We start from the raw sequence: 16,074 nt of genomic DNA, 5'->3' as shown, positions 1-16,074 counted from the left end.
CTTGTAGGAGCGGAGCTTGCCCGCGATGCTTTTGCTTTTAGATATTGGCCACTTTCTGCCAGACCTTGGGCTTGAAGAACAGCGTCTCGCCCTTGGCCAGGCCGACCAGGCTGTCATGGTCCTTCACCACTTCGGCCTCGATCAGCTCGCTCTGCCCTTCGACCTTCAGGGTCACCCGGGTGGTGGCGCCCAGCGGACGGATATCCCGCACTTCGGCGGCGTGGTGATCGGCCAGCTCGGAACGTGACAACGACACTTCGTGAGGGCGGAACAGCACATGGTGGTCCTCCCCCAGGTGCAGGCGGTTGGAGTCGCCGAGGAAGTGGTACACGAAGTCGCTGGCCGGGTTCTCGTACACCTCCCCTGGCGAACCGATCTGTTCGATCACGCCCTTGTTCATCACCACGATGCGGTCGGCCACTTCCATGGCTTCTTCCTGGTCGTGGGTGACGAACACCGAAGTCAGGTTGATGTCTTCATGCAGCCGCGCCAGCCAGCGCCGCAGCTCCTTGCGCACCTTGGCGTCGAGGGCGCCGAAGGGTTCGTCCAGCAGCAGCACCTTGGGCTCCACCGCCAGGGCGCGGGCCAGGGCGATCCGCTGGCGCTGGCCGCCGGACAGCTGCTCCGGATAACGGTCGGCGAGCCAGTCCAATTGCACCATGTTCAACAGTTCGTGGACCTTCTCGGCGATCCGGCTTTCGCTCGGGCGCTGGTTTTTCGGTTTCATGCGCAGGCCGAAGGCGACGTTGTCGAACACGCTCATATGGCGGAACAGCGCGTAGTGCTGGAACACGAAACCGACGTTGCGATCGCGCACGTCGTGGCCGGAGACGTCCTCGCCGTGGAACACGATGCTGCCGGCGTCCGGGGTCTCCAGGCCGGCGATGATCCGCAGCAGAGTGGTCTTGCCGCAGCCGGACGGGCCCAGCAGCGCCACCAGCTCGCCGCTCTGGATGTCCAGGTTGATGCTGTTCAGGGCCTTGAAGGCATTGAAGTTCTTGCTGACGTTACGGACTTCGATCGACATGAATTATTCCTCCGCGGCGCTGGCGCGCAGGCGGTTGATACGGTTTTCGCTCCACTGCTTGAGCAGCAGGATGAAGAGCGCCAGGATCAGCAACAGGCTCGCGACGGCGAACGCGGCGACGTGGTTGTATTCGTTGTAGAGGATCTCGACGTGCAGCGGCAGGGTGTTGGTCACCCCGCGGATGTGCCCGGAAACCACCGACACCGCGCCGAATTCCCCCATGGCCCGCGCGGTGCAGAGCACCACGCCGTAGATCAGGCCCCACTTGATGTTCGGCACGGTCACATGCCAGAACATCTGCCAGCCGTTGGCCCCCAGCAGCCTGGCCGCTTCCTCTTCCTGGGTGCCCTGCTCCTGCATCAGCGGGATCAATTCGCGGGCGACGAAGGGCACGGTGACGAAGATGGTCGCCAGGACGATGCCCGGCAGGGCGAACACGATCTGGATGTCGTGATCCGACAGCCACGGGCCGAACAGGCCCTGGGCGCCGAACATCAGCACGTAGACCAGGCCCGCGATCACCGGCGACACCGAGAACGGCAGGTCGATCAGGGTCACCAGCATGCTCTTGCCGCGGAAGCTGTACTTGCTCACGCACCAGGCCGCGCTGACGCCGAACACCAGGTTCAGCGGCACCGAGATCAGCACCGCGATCAGCGTCAGTTTCAGGGCCGACAAGGCGTCCGGTTCGAAGATCGCGGCGAAGAACGCGCCGAGGCCGAGCTTCAGGCCCTGGGACACCACGATAAACAGCGGCAGCAACAGGAACAGGGCGAAGATCAGCCAGCCGAGGCCGATCAGGATGCGCCGCGAGGTGGCGCTGCCACGACGGTCGGCGTTGGCCGAAGAGGCTGCGGAAATAGACGATTGGGACATGGTCGCGCCTCCTTAAGGTCGTTCGATGCGCCGCTGCAGCAGGTTGATCAGCAGCAACAGGACAAAGGACACCACCAGCATCAGCACGCCGATGGACGTGGCGCCGGTGTAATCGTACTGGTCGAGCTTGACCATGATCAGCAGCGGCAGGATCTCGGTTTTCATCGGCATGTTGCCGGCGATGAAGATCACCGAACCGTACTCGCCGACGCCCCGGGCAAAGGCCAGGGCGAAGCCGGTCAGCCAGGCCGGCAGCAGCGCCGGCACCAGGATATGGCGGAACACCTGCCAGGGCTTGGCGCCCAGGCAAGCAGCGGCTTCTTCGACTTCACGGGGAATGTCGGCCAGTACCGGCTGTACGGTGCGCACCACGAACGGCAGGGTGACGAAGGTCAGCGCCAGGGTGATCCCCAGCGGGGTGTAGGCGATCTTGAAGCCCAGGTCGGTGGCGAACTGGCCGACCAGGCCGGTCGGCGCGTACAGCGCGGTCAGGGCGATGCCGGCCACGGCGGTGGGCAGGGCGAACGGCAGGTCGATCATCGCGTCGATCACCTTGCGCCCGGGGAAGCTGTAGCGCACCAGCACCCAGGCCAGCAGCGTGCCGATCACGCCGTTGATGATCGCCGCGTACAGTGCCGTGCCGAAGCTCAGTTGGAGCGCGGCGAGCACCCGTGGCGCCGAGACAATGGCCCAGAACTGGTCCCAGGTGAGTTGGGCGGCATGCACGAACATGGCTGCCAGGGGTATGAGCACAATCAGGCTGAGGTACACCAAGGTGTAGCCCAGCGTCAGCCCGAAGCCGGGTATGACGGGGGAGATACGACGCGACATAAAAGTCCTTGGTTGACACGCAAAGCCCGGAAACGAATCCGGGCCTATTGTTCTGGCGGTTCGGCGAGCCCGGGAGTCTTACCACCCCGGGGGCTCGCCCCTGAAGATTACTGTGCCTGATAGATCTGGTCGAACACCCCGCCGTCATTGAAGAATTTCGGCTGGGCGGTTTTCCAGCCACCGAAGTCCTTGTCGATGGTCACCAGGTCCAGTTTCGGGAACTGCTGGGCGTATTTGGCCGCGACTTCCTTGTCCCGTGGACGATAGAAGTTCTTCGCCGCGATCTCCTGGCCCGCCGGGCTGTACAGGTGCCTGAGGTAGGCCTCGGCGATCTCGGTGTTGCCCTTCTTCTGGGCGTTCTTGTCCACCACCGCCACCGGCGGCTCGGCGAGAATCGACAGCGAAGGCACCACGATGTCGAACTTGTCGGCGCCGCCGTCTTCCTTCAGGGCCAGGAAGGCTTCGTTTTCCCAGGCCAGCAACACGTCGCCCTGACCGTTGTTGACGAAGGTGATGGTCGAACCGCGGGCGCCGGTGTCCAGCACCGGCACGTGCTTGAACAGCTCCTTCACGTACTCCTGGGCCTTGGCTTCGCTGCCGCCGGCTTTCAGGCCGTAGGCCCAGGCGGCGAGGAAGTTCCAGCGGGCGCCGCCGGAGGTTTTCGGGTTCGGCGTGATCACCGACACGTCTTTCTTGATCAGGTCGCCCCAGTCCTTGATGCCCTTGGGGTTGCCCTTGCGCACCAGGAACACGATGGTCGAGGTGTAGGGGGTGCTCGCCTCCGGCAGGCGCTTCTGCCAATCGACCGGCAGGGTCTTGCCGAGCTTGGCGATTTCGTCGATGTCGCCGGCCAGGGCCAGGGTCACCACGTCGGCGCGCAGGCCGTCGATCACCGCGCGGCCCTGCTTGCCCGAACCGCCGTGGGACTGCTGGATCTTGACGTTGTCGCCCGGGTGTTCCTTGTTCCAGAAGCTGGTGAACTCAGTGTTGTAGTCCTGGTACAGCTCGCGGGTCGGGTCGTACGACACGTTGAGCAACTCGTAATCCTTGGCGACGGCGGAACCGGCAAAAACGGCGCTGGCGAGAGCGGCCAGGGCATAACGGCGAATCGACGACATGGTCAAGCTCCTGAAATTCTTAGTGTGCTGGCATTTTCTTATGGCGATTCAGGCCCGCATTCGTGAACGAACGCTGGGGTTTTCAGTACTGGGGGTCATGGAAGACGCCCTCCGGTGGTCCAGTCGGGCCTCGGCGGGCTTCTCAAGAAGCCCGGGAGGGTGACGCGGATTCAGCTCGGCTTGTTGCCCGGGTTCTGCAGGCGGAATTTTTCCTTGCGCTCGATCTGCACCACCTGGGCGTTGTGCACGGTGATCTCCACCGCGCCGAAGCGCAGGTCGCGCAAGGCGCTTTGAATTTCCCGCAAGATGGTTTGTTCGTCCTGGCCGTCCACGCTACGAAGAGATGCGCTCATGGTGTTGCTCCTGAATGAAAGGTGCCTGGCAGTGGCGGCACTGCTTGCGGCGTGAGGGCAATAGTAGATAGGCGCAGATATTCTTAAAAATACTATTTAAGAATGTTTATATAACCAGGAGAAATTATTTGCAGGAACGCGGGCTTACAGCCAAAGAGCCGCCTGTAGGCTGCTGCCGCGAGTGTTTTCTGAGGCACCGCGGCGTCTGGATCGCGGGCAAGCCTCGCTCCTACGAATTCGCGGAGTGGCGCGGGGGCAAGGACAACGCTGACGTGTAGGAGCGAGGCTTGCCCGCGATGCCCCACCAGGGCCCGGCTCAACGAATCTCCGGCACGTGCCGCCAATCCAGCTGCTCGGCCGGCACCGGGCGGCCGAACCAGTAGCCCTGGCCCAGGTCGCAGCCCTGGTCGAGGAGGAACCGCGCCTGTTCCACCTGTTCGATGCCTTCGGCGTGCACCTGCATGCCCATGCTCTGGGCCAGGGCGATGATCACCCGGGAAATCGCCGCATCGTCTTCGTCCCACGGCAGGCCGGCGACAAAGCCCTGGTCGATCTTCAACTTCTGCACCGGCAGGCGCTTGAGCCGCAGCAGCGACGAATAGCCGGTGCCAAAGTCGTCGATGGCCAGGCGCAGCCCCAGCTCGCGCAGGCGGTGCATCTGCTCCAGGGCGACTTCCGGGTCTTCCATCACCGCGCTTTCAGTCACCTCCAGTTCCAGGTAGCCAGGGTCCAGGCCGGTGTCGTGCAGCACCTGGGCCACCTGCTGGTACAACTCGCGGCGGGCGAACAGGCGGCTGGAGACGTTCACCGCAACGAACGACAACGCCACACCGGCTGCCTGCCATTGGCACATCTGGCGACAGGCCTGCTGCATGACCCAGGCATCGATCTCGGCGATCAGCCCGGTGCGCTCGGCAATCGGAATGAACTCCCCCGGCGGCACCAGCCCCCGCTGCGGATGCTCCCAGCGCACCAGCGCCTCGACCCCCACCAGGCGGCCGCTGGCGAGGTCATGCACCGGCTGGTAGAACACCCGCAGCTCCTGCTGCTCGAGGGCCCGGCGCAGCTCGAAGGCAATCTCCACCCGCTGCTGGGCATGGGCCGTCAGCTCCTCGGTGTACAACGCATAACTGTCGCGCCCGGTGCTCTTGGCCTTGAACAGCGCCGTATCGGCATTGCGCAGCAGTTGCTCGGCGCTCAGGGCATCGCTGGGAAACAAGCTGATGCCGATGCTGGCGTTGATGAACAGCTGGTTCTCGTCCATCAGGAACGGCTGCTTCACCCCATCGATGATGCGTTGCGCCAATACCGCGGCCTGCGCCGGTTGCGCGCAGCTCTCCACCAGCACCGCGAACTCGTCGCCGCCCAGCCGCGCCAGGGTGATGCCCGGCCCGAACATGCCCTGCAGGCGCTGGGCCACAGCCTTGAGCAGGCGGTCGCCGACGTTGTGCCCGAGGCTGTCGTTGATCATCTTGAAATGGTCCAGGTCGACCATCAGCAGCGCGCAGCCGCGCTTGTGGATCTGCGCCGACGCCAGGGCCTGCTCGGCCCGGTCGGTGAACAGCAGGCGGTTGGGCAGGTCGGTCAGCGGGTCGTGGTGCGCCAGGTGAGCCAGTTCGTGCTCGGAATCCTTGATCGCGCTGATGTCGGAGAACACCGCGACATAGTGGCTGAGCTGGCCGTCGTCGTCCCGGATGGCGCGGATGGTCTGCCACTGCGGGTAGATCTCACCGCATTTGCGCCGGTTCCAGATCTCGCCGCTCCACTCGCCCGTGGCCTTCAGCGAATCGAACATCGCCAGGTAGAAGTCGGCGCTGTGGTGCCCGGACTTGAACATGCTCGGCTGGCGGCCCAGCACCTCCTCGCGCTGGTAGCCGGTGATCTCCATGAAGGCCCGGTTCACATGGACGATCTTGCCCCGGCGGTCGCTGACCAGCACCCCTTCGCGGGTGCAATCGAACACGGCCGCCGCCTGGCGCAGGCGCTCGCGGTCCTCGCGCTGGTGATGCAGCCAGGTATCGGCGCCCAGCATGCGCAACAGCCGGCCCCGGGCGATGAAGATCAGGACGGCGCTGATCAGGGCCCAGAGGTAGCCGTTGATCCGCTGCCAGTGCGCCACGTCGTTCGACTCATCGAAGAAACTGCTCAATAAATAACCACTGAACTGCAGCCACAACACGGACAGCAGGAGATAGAACAGGGCTGCACGCAGAGCGTCGCGAGAAGAAACCGACATAAGGTCGTCAATGTCCTTACGAAAAGCTTGGGATTATAGAGTAAGAAACATCCCGCCACTCTTATCTGAAAGGGCGACTGGTTTTCTGTGCGGGCTTGGTGATAATGCGACTGCTGTTTTTTCTTGATGAGGGCCCTACAGCCTATGTGGTACGAAGGTTTTCTTGGCTTGTCGGCCTGGCAACTGGTGGCGGTCACCCTGGTGATGACCCACATCACCATCGTTGGCGTCACGGTCTACCTGCATCGCTATTCAGCCCATCGCTCCCTGGAGCTCAATGCCGGCCTGAAACATTTCTTCCGCTTCTGGCTGTGGCTGACCACGGCGCAGAACACCCGCGAGTGGACCGCCATCCACCGCAAGCACCACGCCAAATGCGAAACCGCGGACGACCCCCACAGCCCGGTGATCAAGGGCCTGTCCACGGTACTGCGCAAGGGCGCCGAGCTGTACCGCGAGGAAGCGAAAAACCCGGAAACCCTGCGCATCTACGGCAAGAACTGCCCGGAAGACTGGATCGAACGCAACCTCTACTCGCGCTACAAGCTAGGCGGCGTGGCGCTGATGGCGGTGATCGACCTGCTGCTGTTCGGCACCATCGGCATCACCATCTGGGCGATCCAGATGATGTGGATCCCGCTCTGGGCCGCCGGCGTGATCAACGGCCTGGGCCACGCGGTGGGCTATCGCAACTTCGAGTGCCGCGACGCGGCGACCAACCTGGTGCCCTGGGGCATCCTGATCGGCGGCGAAGAGCTGCACAACAACCATCACACCTACCCCAACTCGGCCAAGCTGTCGGTGAAGAAGTGGGAGTTCGACCTGGGCTGGGCCTGGATCAAGGTGTTCAGCTTCCTGGGCCTGGCCAAGGTACAGCGGGTCGCGCCGATCGCCCACCGGGTCGAAGGCAAGGGCCACCTGGACATGGACACGGCGATGGCGATCCTCAACAACCGTTTCCAGATCATGGCGCAGTACCGCAAGCTGGTGATCGCGCCGCTGGTCAAGCAGGAACTGGCCAAGGTCGATCACTCGGTGCGCCACCAGTTCCATCGCGCCAAGCGCCTGTTGTCCCGGGAAACCAGCCTGCTGGAAGAGCGTCACCACGCCCGCATCCAGAACATGCTGGAACACAGCCAGGCCCTGAAAGTGATCTACGAAAAGCGCCTGGCGCTGCAACAGATCTGGGTCAAGACCAGTTCCAACGGCCACGACATGCTCGCGGCGATCAAGGACTGGGTGCACGAAGCCGAAGCCAGCGGGATCCAGTCCCTGCGCGACTTCGCCAACCAGCTGAAAACCTACTCGCTGCGCCCCGCCAACGCGTGACGCCAGGCCCGCCCGCCACGGCCCTTTCACGGGTCATGGCGGGTGCCCCGAGCCGCCCTCCCCAACGATCGCTCCCAGGGCCATGACCGCCCAGCGGGTGCCCGCGCCCCGGCCACGGAACACGGGAACTTCGCCGCCGATCCCCTATCTCAAGCAACACTTCGCCATCCAGGCGGGTTTTCCGCGGCCGCTTGGTTTTCCGAGCGGCATACGCTTTGAGATCTGTGCCGATGGTCAACAAGAACCCCCAACACCCATCCGCTTTTCCCCAGTGGCCCGAGGCCGCGCAAACCCTGATGGCGCTGATGCATGCCCAGGGCGAGGTCGCCCGGCTGACGGAGCGCGAACAGCTGTTCAGCTCGTTGCTGGTGAGCGTCAACGCTGTGCTCTGGGCCTTCGACTGGAGCAACCGCCAGGTGCTCTATGTCAGCCCGGCCTATGAACGCATCTTCGGCCGCTCCGCGGGCCTGTTGCTGGCAGACGCCAACGAATGGCGCGACAGCGTCTACCCCGACGACCTCGAATACGCCGAGCGCAGCCTGGCCCAGGTGCTGGAGACCGGCGCGGTGGAAGACCGCGAATACCGCATCATCGACGCCCAGGGCCAGGTGCGCTGGCTCAGCGACAAGTGCTTCATCAATCGCAATGCCGCGCCGGGGGACCGGGTGATCATCGTCGGCCTGGCCGAAGACATCACCGAGAAAAAGCAGCTGGAAACCGAGCTGCAGCGCCTGGCCACCACCGACGTGCTGACCCAGAGCAGCAACCGGCGGCACTTCTTCGAATGCGCCAACCGCGAGTTCGAACAGGCGCGCCAGCAAGGCACGCCGCTGGCCTTCCTGCTGCTGGATATCGATGACTTCAAGGTGGTCAACGACACCTACGGCCACCCCGAAGGCGACAACGTCCTGCAACGCATCGCCGAAACCGGCCGCGCGGCCCTGCGCCGTGGCGACCTGTTCGGGCGGATCGGCGGCGAGGAATTCGCCGCCCTCTTCCCCGGCTGCGCCCCGGAGATGGCGCGCCAGGTTGCCGAACGCCTGCAGCGGGAAATCCAGCGCCTGACCTTCAGCCATGACCAAGAGCCGTTCAGCATCACCGTCAGCCAGGGCCTGACCAGCCTCACCGCCGACGACGAAACCCTCGACAGCCTCTTCGCCCGTGCCGACGCAGCGATGTACGAAGCCAAGCGCCAGGGCAAGAACCGTATCGTTTCGGGGTAGATAACCTCCACCACAAGAACCTGTAGCCGCTGTCGAGCTCCAGCGAGGCTGCGATCGGCACCGCAGGGGCCGCAAAACCAGGCACCGCATTCCTCCCGGCAAACCGCATGGACAGGTTTTGCGAGGACTGTGTCCTCGAGCGCAGCCTCGCAGGCTCGGCAGCGGCTACAACGGTGGTGTGCCAGCACGAAACCGGTAGCGAGCCTACCCACGAAGCAATCGCCCGGATCTCTTCCGCTTCAGCCTTTGCGCAGCCGAACGAGCTCCGGCAGGCCAATCTTGAGCAGGCGCGCGGTCTTGCTGTTGGCCAGCTCTTCGACGCCTTCGGACGGCTGCAGGCGGGCCAGTTGGGCGGCGAGATTCATCACCAGCGCCTCGCGGGAATACACCCCGCCCCCCAGTTGATAGACCGACGCGATCAGCTCGCGCAACTCCAGCGGCAGGCGCCAGCGGGTGCGCAAGGCCGAGCCGTAGGCGGCGCCGAATTTTTCCAGGGCGTCGCCGATCTCTTCCATGTCGTCGAGGGCGCCGCCGGCCTGCCGCCACTCCTGCAGGCAACGCAGCAGTGCCAGATCCCCCAGGCGATGCAACATGCCCGCGCAATAGCAGCGCTCCTGGTCCAGGTCCAGCAAGCGGGCCAGGGTCCGGCCGTATTCGGCGGTGTGCAGCGATAGCTCCCAGTAACGCTCGGCATAATCGGACAGGGCCGGATCGCTCAAGCGGGCGCTGCGCTTGAGGGCCAGGCCGAGCACCAGGTTCATGCTCTGCCCGGAGCCCAGCCGTTGCAGGGCCTGGGCCAGGGTCTGCACCGGGCTGCCGTGGTGCTGGGCGGCGCTGTTCGCCGCGGCGATCAGGACCGCGGTGATCTGCGGATCGGTACGCACCTCGTCTTCCAGCAGCTTGAGGTCGAGGTCGTTGGGGTCGAGGCTGCGCTTCACCGCCAGTTGCACATCGGCCAGCAACGGCGCGCCTTCGGCCAGATCGCGACGGCGCTCGAGAAAGCCCCACAAGGTCATGTTCGGCGCCAGGGCCGGAACCTCGCACGACACTTCCTGGCCGGCATCCAGCAGCAGGTCCTGCAGGCGCTGGGTCAGGCCTTCCATGTTCAGCGGCTTGGTCAGATAGGCCGTCGGCGCCAGCGGCAGGGCTTCGCGCACGCTGGCACTGTCGTTGCGACTGCTCATGAGGATGAAGGGCAACACCGGATTGCGCCTGCGTTGCCGCACGTTGCGCAACAGGCCCAGGCCATCGACGCCGGGCAGCTCCCAATCGGCGATGACCAGGTCATAGGGGACGTCGGCCAGCAGCTGCAGGGCTTCCTGGCCGTCGGCGCACACATCCAGCCGTGCATCGCAACGAACATTGAGCAACACCTGTTGCAGCAAATCCCGCGACCAAGGGTCCGCCTCGGCAATCAACACTCGCGGTACAGCGGGTAAATCCACAGCAGTCATGCAACACGCTCCTTGGACAATCCCTTGCACCTTAGTCAATGCGCACCGATCCATACAGCGCAAATACCTTCAGTCTGGCAGGCAGCGATAAAAAAACCCGCCGAAGCGGGTTTTTTGTCGATCGGCTCACGGGCAACCAGCCCCGCGGGATCACAGCTCGGCGAAGCACTCTTCGATGATCGCCAGGCCCTTGTCCAGTTGCTCGTCCGGCGAAGTCAGCGGAACCAGCACGCGCAGCACGTTGCCGTAAGTGCCGCAGGACAGCAGGATCAGGCCTTTGTCGCGGGCCTTGGCCACGACCTGGGCGACCGCTGCCGCGTTCGGCTTGTGGCTGTCGCCGTTCTCGAACAGCTCGACCGCGATCATCGCGCCCAGGGCACGCACATCGCCGATCACCGGGTACTTGGCCTGGATGGCCTTGAGGCCGGTCACCAGACGCTCGCCCACCGCCTTGCAGCGATCCAGCAGGTGCTCTTCCTCGAACACTTCCATCACGGCCAGGGCCGCAGCGCAGGCGATCGGGCTACCGGCGTAGGTGCCGCCCAGGCCGCCTGGAGCGATGGCGTCCATGTATTCGGCCTTGCCGCAGACACCGGCCAGCGGGAAGCCGCCCGCGATGGACTTGGCGAAGGTGGTCAGGTCGGCGGCGACGCCCATCTGCTCCATGGCGAAGAAGGTGCCGGTACGGCCGGCGCCGGTCTGCACTTCGTCGGCGATCAGCAGGATGCCGTGCTGGTCGCACAGGGCGCGCAGACGCTTCATGAACTCTTTGGGCGCAACGTAGAAACCGCCTTCGCCCTGTACCGGCTCGATGATGATCGCGGCGATGTCACGGGGCTCGGCGTCGTTCTTGAAGATGCGCTCGATGCTGGCGATCGAATCGTCGATGCTCACGCCGTGCAGCTCGTTCGGGTACAGCGCGCGGAAGATGCCGCCTGGCATCAGGCCCATGCCGGCCGAGTAAGGCACCACTTTACCGGTCAGGCCCAGGGTCATCATGGTGCGGCCGTGATAGGCGCCGGTGAAGGCGATCACGCCGGCACGGCCAGTGGCGGCGCGGGCGATCTTGATGGAGTTTTCCACGGCTTCGGAACCGGTGGTCACCAGCAGGGTTTTCTTGGCGAAGTCGCCCGGCACCTTGGCGTTCACTTTTTCGCACAGTTCCACGTAAGGCTCGTAGGCCAGGACCTGGAAGCAGGTGTGGGTCAGCTTGTTCAGCTGCTCGCTCACCGCGGCGACGACTTTCGGGTGCAGGTGACCGGTGTTCAGCACGGCGATGCCGCCGGCGAAGTCGATGAACTCGCGACCTTCGACGTCGGTCACTGTGGCGTTCTTCGCGGAGTCGGCGAAGATCGGGTGAATCTGGCCTACGCCGCGGGGAACAGCGGCGACACGGCGGGCCATCAGATCAGCGTTAGTCTTGCTCATTACAGTCCTCATTCGCCGCTCATCGGTCGGCGTGGTTCAAGGATGAAGCGGCGGGGGGCGAACTGCGACAGCATGCGATGATCGACTGCCACAGGGTTCCCGGCCACAGAGAAAATTCCAGTTTGACGCGGCGCAAAGGGACAGCGCTCTCGTGCCCTTTGCGCTTGAAGCAATGCCTTGCCCGGCCTAAACCTTCGAGCTTAGATGCCCAGGCAGAGGTATTTGATTTCCAGGTAATCCTCGATGCCGTACTTGGAGCCTTCACGGCCCAGGCCCGAGGCCTTGATGCCGCCGAATGGCGCGACTTCGTTGGAGATCAGCCCGGTGTTGACGCCGACCATGCCGTATTCCAGGGCTTCGGCCACACGGAACACACGGCCCAGGTCACGGGCGTAGAAGTAGGAAGCCAGGCCGAACTCGGTGTCGTTGGACATCGCGATCACTTCGGCCTCGTCCTTGAAGCGGAACAGCGGCGCCAGCGGGCCGAAGGTTTCTTCCTTGGCTACGGCTGCGTCTTTCGGCACGTCGACCAGGATGGTCGGCTCGAAGAAGTTGCCTTCGATGGACTTGCCGCCCGCCAGCAGGGTCGCGCCTTTGCCCAGGGCGTCGGCGATGTGTTCCTGGACCTTGGCCACGGCTTTTTCGTCGATCAGCGGGCCAGTGGTAGTGCCTTCTTCCAGGCCGTTGCCGATCTTCAGCTTGGCCACCGCGGCTTTGAGCTTCGCGGCGAAGGCGTCGTAGATCGAGTCCTGGATGTACAGGCGGTTGGCGCAGACGCAGGTCTGACCGTTGTTGCGGTATTTGGAGATGATCGCGCCTTCGACGGCCTTATCCAGGTCCGCGTCGTCGAACACGATAAATGGCGCGTTGCCGCCCAGTTCCAGGGACACTTTCTTGATGTCCTTGGCGCACTCGGCCATCAGCTGGCGACCGATTTCGGTCGAGCCGGTGAAGGACAGCTTGCGCACGATCGGGTTGCTGGTCAGCTCGCCGCCCACTTCGCCGGCGCTGCCGGTGACCACGCTCAGCACGCCTTTCGGGATGCCGGCGCGGTGCGCCAGTTCGACCAGGGCCAGGGCGGAGTACGGGGTCTGCGAGGCTGGCTTGATCACCATGGTGCAGCCAGCGGCCAGGGCCGGGCCGGCTTTACGGGTGATCATCGCTGCCGGGAAGTTCCACGGGGTGATGGCCGCGGTCACGCCGATCGGCTGCTTGATCACGATCAGGCGCTTGTCCGGCTGGTGGCCAGGAATCACGTCGCCGTAGATGCGCTTGGCTTCTTCGGCGAACCATTCGATGAAGGAGGCGGCGTAGGCGATTTCACCCTTGGCTTCGGCCAGCGGCTTGCCCTGCTCCAGGGTCATCAGGCGACCGAGATCGTCCTGGTTTTCGATCAACAGCTCGTACCAGCGACGCAGCTTGGTCGCCCGCTCCTTGGCGGTCAGGGCGCGCCAGGCCGGCAGGGCCTTGTCGGCGGCTTCGATGGCGCGGCGGGTTTCAGCGGCGCCCATCTTCGGCACGGTACCGAGGATTTCGCCGGTGGCCGGGTTGTTCACTTTGATCGTCTGACCATTGTCCGCGTCGACCCAAGCCCCATCGATGAAGGCTTGCTGGCGAAACAACTGGGCGTCTTTAAGCTGCATGTCGGTTTCCTTAACAGCACCGCGCGAAGCGGAGCGAATTGTGATTGTTGAAAGGCGCCTTGAGAGGCTGCCGTCAGGAAAATCTTGTACCGGGCTCAAACACAGAAAATAGCGCCTGTCTGGATAGACGTGCGGGTCGGCTCTCAGACAAGAGCGTTTGAAATCTCAAACGAATCCTAGGGTCAACAGGGGAACAGGGCAATAGCCTGTTCGAAAAAAAGAACGAAAACGCCGCTTTCCCTCAGGAATTCAGATCAATGACCATAAAAAAGCCCCCGCAACCAAAAGGCTGCGGGGGCCAGGGCGTTGGCCCGTTACGTGAACGACTTCAGCACGCTCAACAGGTTAGTTACTGGCCGATTTTCTCAGTGGCAACGGCGGTGTCCACACTGTAGATCTGCATCACGCCCTGGTTGGTAGCGGCTTGCGCCAGGGTGTTTTGCTGTTGTTGGGCCGAAACAGCGTTCTGAAACAGAATCGCCGTAGCCTGGCCCATGGATTGGTAGATGGTGCTCATCGCCATGGCCGGCGACTCGGCCACTACTTTGACGTTGGCCTGGGTGACTGCGTCGGTAATTTGCTCTGATACAGGCATAGTTCAACTTCCTTTGTTAAAACACGGGAGATTCCGTGCTAATCAATGAACGTTGCAAAACAACGAGTGTGAAGACGATCTGAATCAACTTTGCCCACACTCGGCGTGTTGCTCGCTCAGCCGTTCAAGGGCTGACTCGACTTGCTCTGCCAGCCCTTTCATTTGCACTGCCAATGCTTCTTTTACTTCGCGCTCAACACCTCCAGGATGAGCTGATCGGTCTCTGATACAGCGTTCGACGAAGACAATGATTGCTTCGCCGCCAGCCATTTGCGGATCACCGCTTCATGCTGTGACGACTGGGGCCTCGATGCACTTTCGTTAACGACGGAGTGTTCCATCAACTCGCGAGTGCGCTGTTTTTCACCCTCGATCAAGCGCTGGGTCTGATCGAGCAACTGATCGATGACCGTGGTTGAGGGCCCCGAAAAAGTGTCAGGACTACTACGAATCAACGCCTCGAGAATGTGCTTTTCTCCTGGCGACAACTTCAGGTCGAGCAGCTCGGCCAACCGGTAGATGCCGGCCATTGCGGCCTGGTCTTCCTTGTCCATCTGGAGTTCCTTGGCAAGGGGCTGAAGGAGCGACAGTTACAGCGTCACCTCTTTGCCATCTTCCCAGAACCCGGTGAATCTGAAGAGCTGGTTGCTGTCGCAGAAAACCGCCAGCTCCCATGGATTTACCGTCTTGGGACGGCCGAAGAACACCACCGGGGGGGGCGGGATGATGTTGGCGTTGGTGTACAGGTTGCCCACTTCGTAGGCATTGGCGACAAACTCCGAACAAAACGAAGCCACGCCGACCTCGACCGAAGCGTTGATCCTTGCCTCGAGCCCCTGATCGTAGGAAGAGCGCCTGAATGTCGACAACATCGCTTTCCAAAGGCTGTACTCGCCTTTGATGTCTCCGGTGCTCACATCGTTGGAAAACCGCTCGGCCACATACGCAGCCGCGTCGGCGAGGAGTCGGTCCTCGCAAGTGAAGACCATGGCATTGCGTTTATCTTCGACCAGGTTAGTGAGTTCCACCCCACCGCCGACACTTTCCACGACATCATTTTTGTTGATGGCGAGCGCCGCATGGACAATCGGCAAACCCGGTTTGTCTTCAGACAAAAAGGCGGCTTTCAAGCGTTCCCCGAGCGCAATGAGCGTACGCGGAACGCGTGTGGCCAGAGGGTCATCGTCTCTGGCTACGGTAAAAACAAGATCTCCAGGCTGCATGATGTCGCTCCTCAATAAAGAAAAGTTACTTGCACGTTGCTATTGCACTGTTCCAGAGGGGTTCTGGAACCTGATGCTCGGTAGAGTCAGGCCGCAGGCGCGGCGCGATTGGCCAGGGTGCTGCTGTACTTGGCGATGCTCTGGTCGATCTTGTCGATGGCCGTGCCCGCCGCTTCCGCTTCCATGGCGCCGGCCGCCGCGGCGACTGCAGCGGCAGCCCCCACCAGCAGATCGGTGGCCAGGGCGCCCAAGGCGTCCTCGGCGGCTTTTTCGGGCTGGTTTTCGACGATATTTTTCGTCATCTGCTCAAGCAATACCGCCTGGGCCGCCAGCGCCAGCTTGCTGACCCCGTCGAAATAGCCCGCCGCCGACTGCGCGACCAGGCCGGCGGCCTGGCTGATCATCATGTCCGGGGCAATGGCGATCTGCGCCGGGGCATAGGCGAAGGTCTGGGCATTGGTGAACTGCACCGCCTCGACGATCTGGCTGTTCAGCGCGTCGGTACTGCCGGTCGCCGGCGCCGCGGCCTGAGCCAGCATGTGCTCGTTCATGCGGTCCATCACCGTGCGCGAAGGTTTGGCGGGAGTGGTTGGCTGCGCAGAGTTGCTCGCGACCTTGGGTTCAGCTGCCTTGGGATCAGTTGCCTTGGGGTCAGCCGTCGTCGCGGCGTCAGTTGCCGGCTCGTCAGCGGTAGCGGCAGCAGGTTTTTTCTTGAACCAGAACATGAGGTTTCTCCCC

At 63.2% G+C, this 16,074-nt stretch carries 15 protein-coding genes; 2 read left to right on the top strand and 13 right to left on the bottom strand.

All coding sequences use genetic code 11. The annotated features are described in order from the left end of the window. Window positions 1-37 precede the first annotated feature (37 nt). The 6 genes from ACQKQA_RS04155 to dibA form a co-directional block, all read right to left on the bottom strand. Window positions 38-1,027, bottom strand: a complete 990-nt coding sequence (locus tag ACQKQA_RS04155) for a sulfate/molybdate ABC transporter ATP-binding protein (protein ID WP_009041631.1) — start codon at window positions 1,025-1,027, stop codon at window positions 38-40. Between the two features lie 3 nt (window positions 1,028-1,030). Beyond that, a complete protein-coding gene (gene cysW, locus ACQKQA_RS04150) occupies window positions 1,031-1,903 on the bottom strand; it encodes a sulfate ABC transporter permease subunit CysW (RefSeq protein ID WP_427553823.1) in 873 nt (290 codons plus the stop codon). 12 nt (window positions 1,904-1,915) lie between these two features. Then, on the bottom strand, window positions 1,916-2,734 hold the full coding sequence (cysT, locus tag ACQKQA_RS04145) for a sulfate ABC transporter permease subunit CysT (RefSeq protein ID WP_427553821.1): 819 nt from the start codon (window positions 2,732-2,734) through the stop codon (window positions 1,916-1,918). Window positions 2,735-2,841: 107 nt separating this feature from the next. Then, window positions 2,842-3,852 carry a sulfate ABC transporter substrate-binding protein gene (locus ACQKQA_RS04140; RefSeq protein WP_427553819.1) on the bottom strand — a complete coding sequence of 337 codons (1,011 nt, stop codon included), beginning with the start codon at window positions 3,850-3,852 and terminating at the stop codon, window positions 2,842-2,844. 170 nt (window positions 3,853-4,022) lie between these two features. After that, window positions 4,023-4,205 carry a sulfur starvation response protein OscA gene (gene oscA / locus ACQKQA_RS04135; protein ID WP_009041629.1) on the bottom strand — a complete coding sequence of 61 codons (183 nt, stop codon included), beginning with the start codon at window positions 4,203-4,205 and terminating at the stop codon, window positions 4,023-4,025. A gap of 316 nt (window positions 4,206-4,521) precedes the next feature. Continuing rightward, window positions 4,522-6,441, bottom strand: coding sequence for a phosphodiesterase DibA (gene dibA / locus ACQKQA_RS04130; protein WP_427553817.1), 1,920 nt, complete (start codon window positions 6,439-6,441; stop codon window positions 4,522-4,524). A 144-nt stretch (window positions 6,442-6,585) separates the two neighbouring features. Between dibA and desA the strand changes: the two genes are divergently transcribed. Both desA and ACQKQA_RS04120 read left to right on the top strand, forming a co-directional pair. Next, window positions 6,586-7,770 (top strand): delta-9 fatty acid desaturase DesA, encoded by a 1,185-nt coding sequence (gene desA, locus ACQKQA_RS04125; protein ID WP_427553815.1) that lies wholly within the window; start codon window positions 6,586-6,588, stop codon window positions 7,768-7,770. A gap of 230 nt (window positions 7,771-8,000) precedes the next feature. Continuing rightward, a complete protein-coding gene (locus ACQKQA_RS04120; RefSeq protein WP_427553813.1) occupies window positions 8,001-8,993 on the top strand; it encodes a GGDEF domain-containing protein in 993 nt (330 codons plus the stop codon). 239 nt (window positions 8,994-9,232) lie between these two features. Here ACQKQA_RS04120 and ACQKQA_RS04115 read toward each other — a convergent pair whose 3' ends face one another. The 7 genes from ACQKQA_RS04115 to ACQKQA_RS04085 form a co-directional block, all read right to left on the bottom strand. Then, complete coding sequence (locus ACQKQA_RS04115; protein WP_427553811.1) at window positions 9,233-10,447, bottom strand: HDOD domain-containing protein; 1,215 nt, start codon at window positions 10,445-10,447, stop codon at window positions 9,233-9,235. 150 nt (window positions 10,448-10,597) lie between these two features. Beyond that, a complete protein-coding gene (gabT, locus tag ACQKQA_RS04110; RefSeq protein ID WP_427553809.1) occupies window positions 10,598-11,875 on the bottom strand; it encodes a 4-aminobutyrate--2-oxoglutarate transaminase in 1,278 nt (425 codons plus the stop codon). A gap of 200 nt (window positions 11,876-12,075) precedes the next feature. Beyond that, entirely contained in the window at window positions 12,076-13,518 is a 1,443-nt protein-coding gene (gene gabD, locus ACQKQA_RS04105) for an NADP-dependent succinate-semialdehyde dehydrogenase (protein WP_427553807.1), read from the bottom strand. A 349-nt stretch (window positions 13,519-13,867) separates the two neighbouring features. Further along, window positions 13,868-14,113: a RebB family R body protein gene (locus ACQKQA_RS04100; RefSeq protein WP_007930335.1), complete on the bottom strand. Its 246-nt coding sequence runs from the start codon at window positions 14,111-14,113 to the stop codon at window positions 13,868-13,870. Window positions 14,114-14,295: 182 nt separating this feature from the next. Continuing rightward, on the bottom strand, window positions 14,296-14,667 hold the full coding sequence (locus ACQKQA_RS04095) for a hypothetical protein (protein WP_427553805.1): 372 nt from the start codon (window positions 14,665-14,667) through the stop codon (window positions 14,296-14,298). Window positions 14,668-14,703: 36 nt separating this feature from the next. After that, window positions 14,704-15,336: a hypothetical protein gene (locus tag ACQKQA_RS04090; RefSeq protein ID WP_427553803.1), complete on the bottom strand. Its 633-nt coding sequence runs from the start codon at window positions 15,334-15,336 to the stop codon at window positions 14,704-14,706. An 86-nt stretch (window positions 15,337-15,422) separates the two neighbouring features. Continuing rightward, a complete protein-coding gene (locus ACQKQA_RS04085) occupies window positions 15,423-16,061 on the bottom strand; it encodes a hypothetical protein (protein WP_427553801.1) in 639 nt (212 codons plus the stop codon). Window positions 16,062-16,074 lie beyond the last annotated feature (13 nt).

Origin of the sequence: Pseudomonas sp. NPDC089530, assembly GCF_050280705.1 — a bacterium.
Classification (GTDB): domain Bacteria; phylum Pseudomonadota; class Gammaproteobacteria; order Pseudomonadales; family Pseudomonadaceae; genus Aquipseudomonas.
Note: the sequence above shows the minus strand (reverse complement) of the source record. Positions and strands in the feature narration are given on the sequence as shown.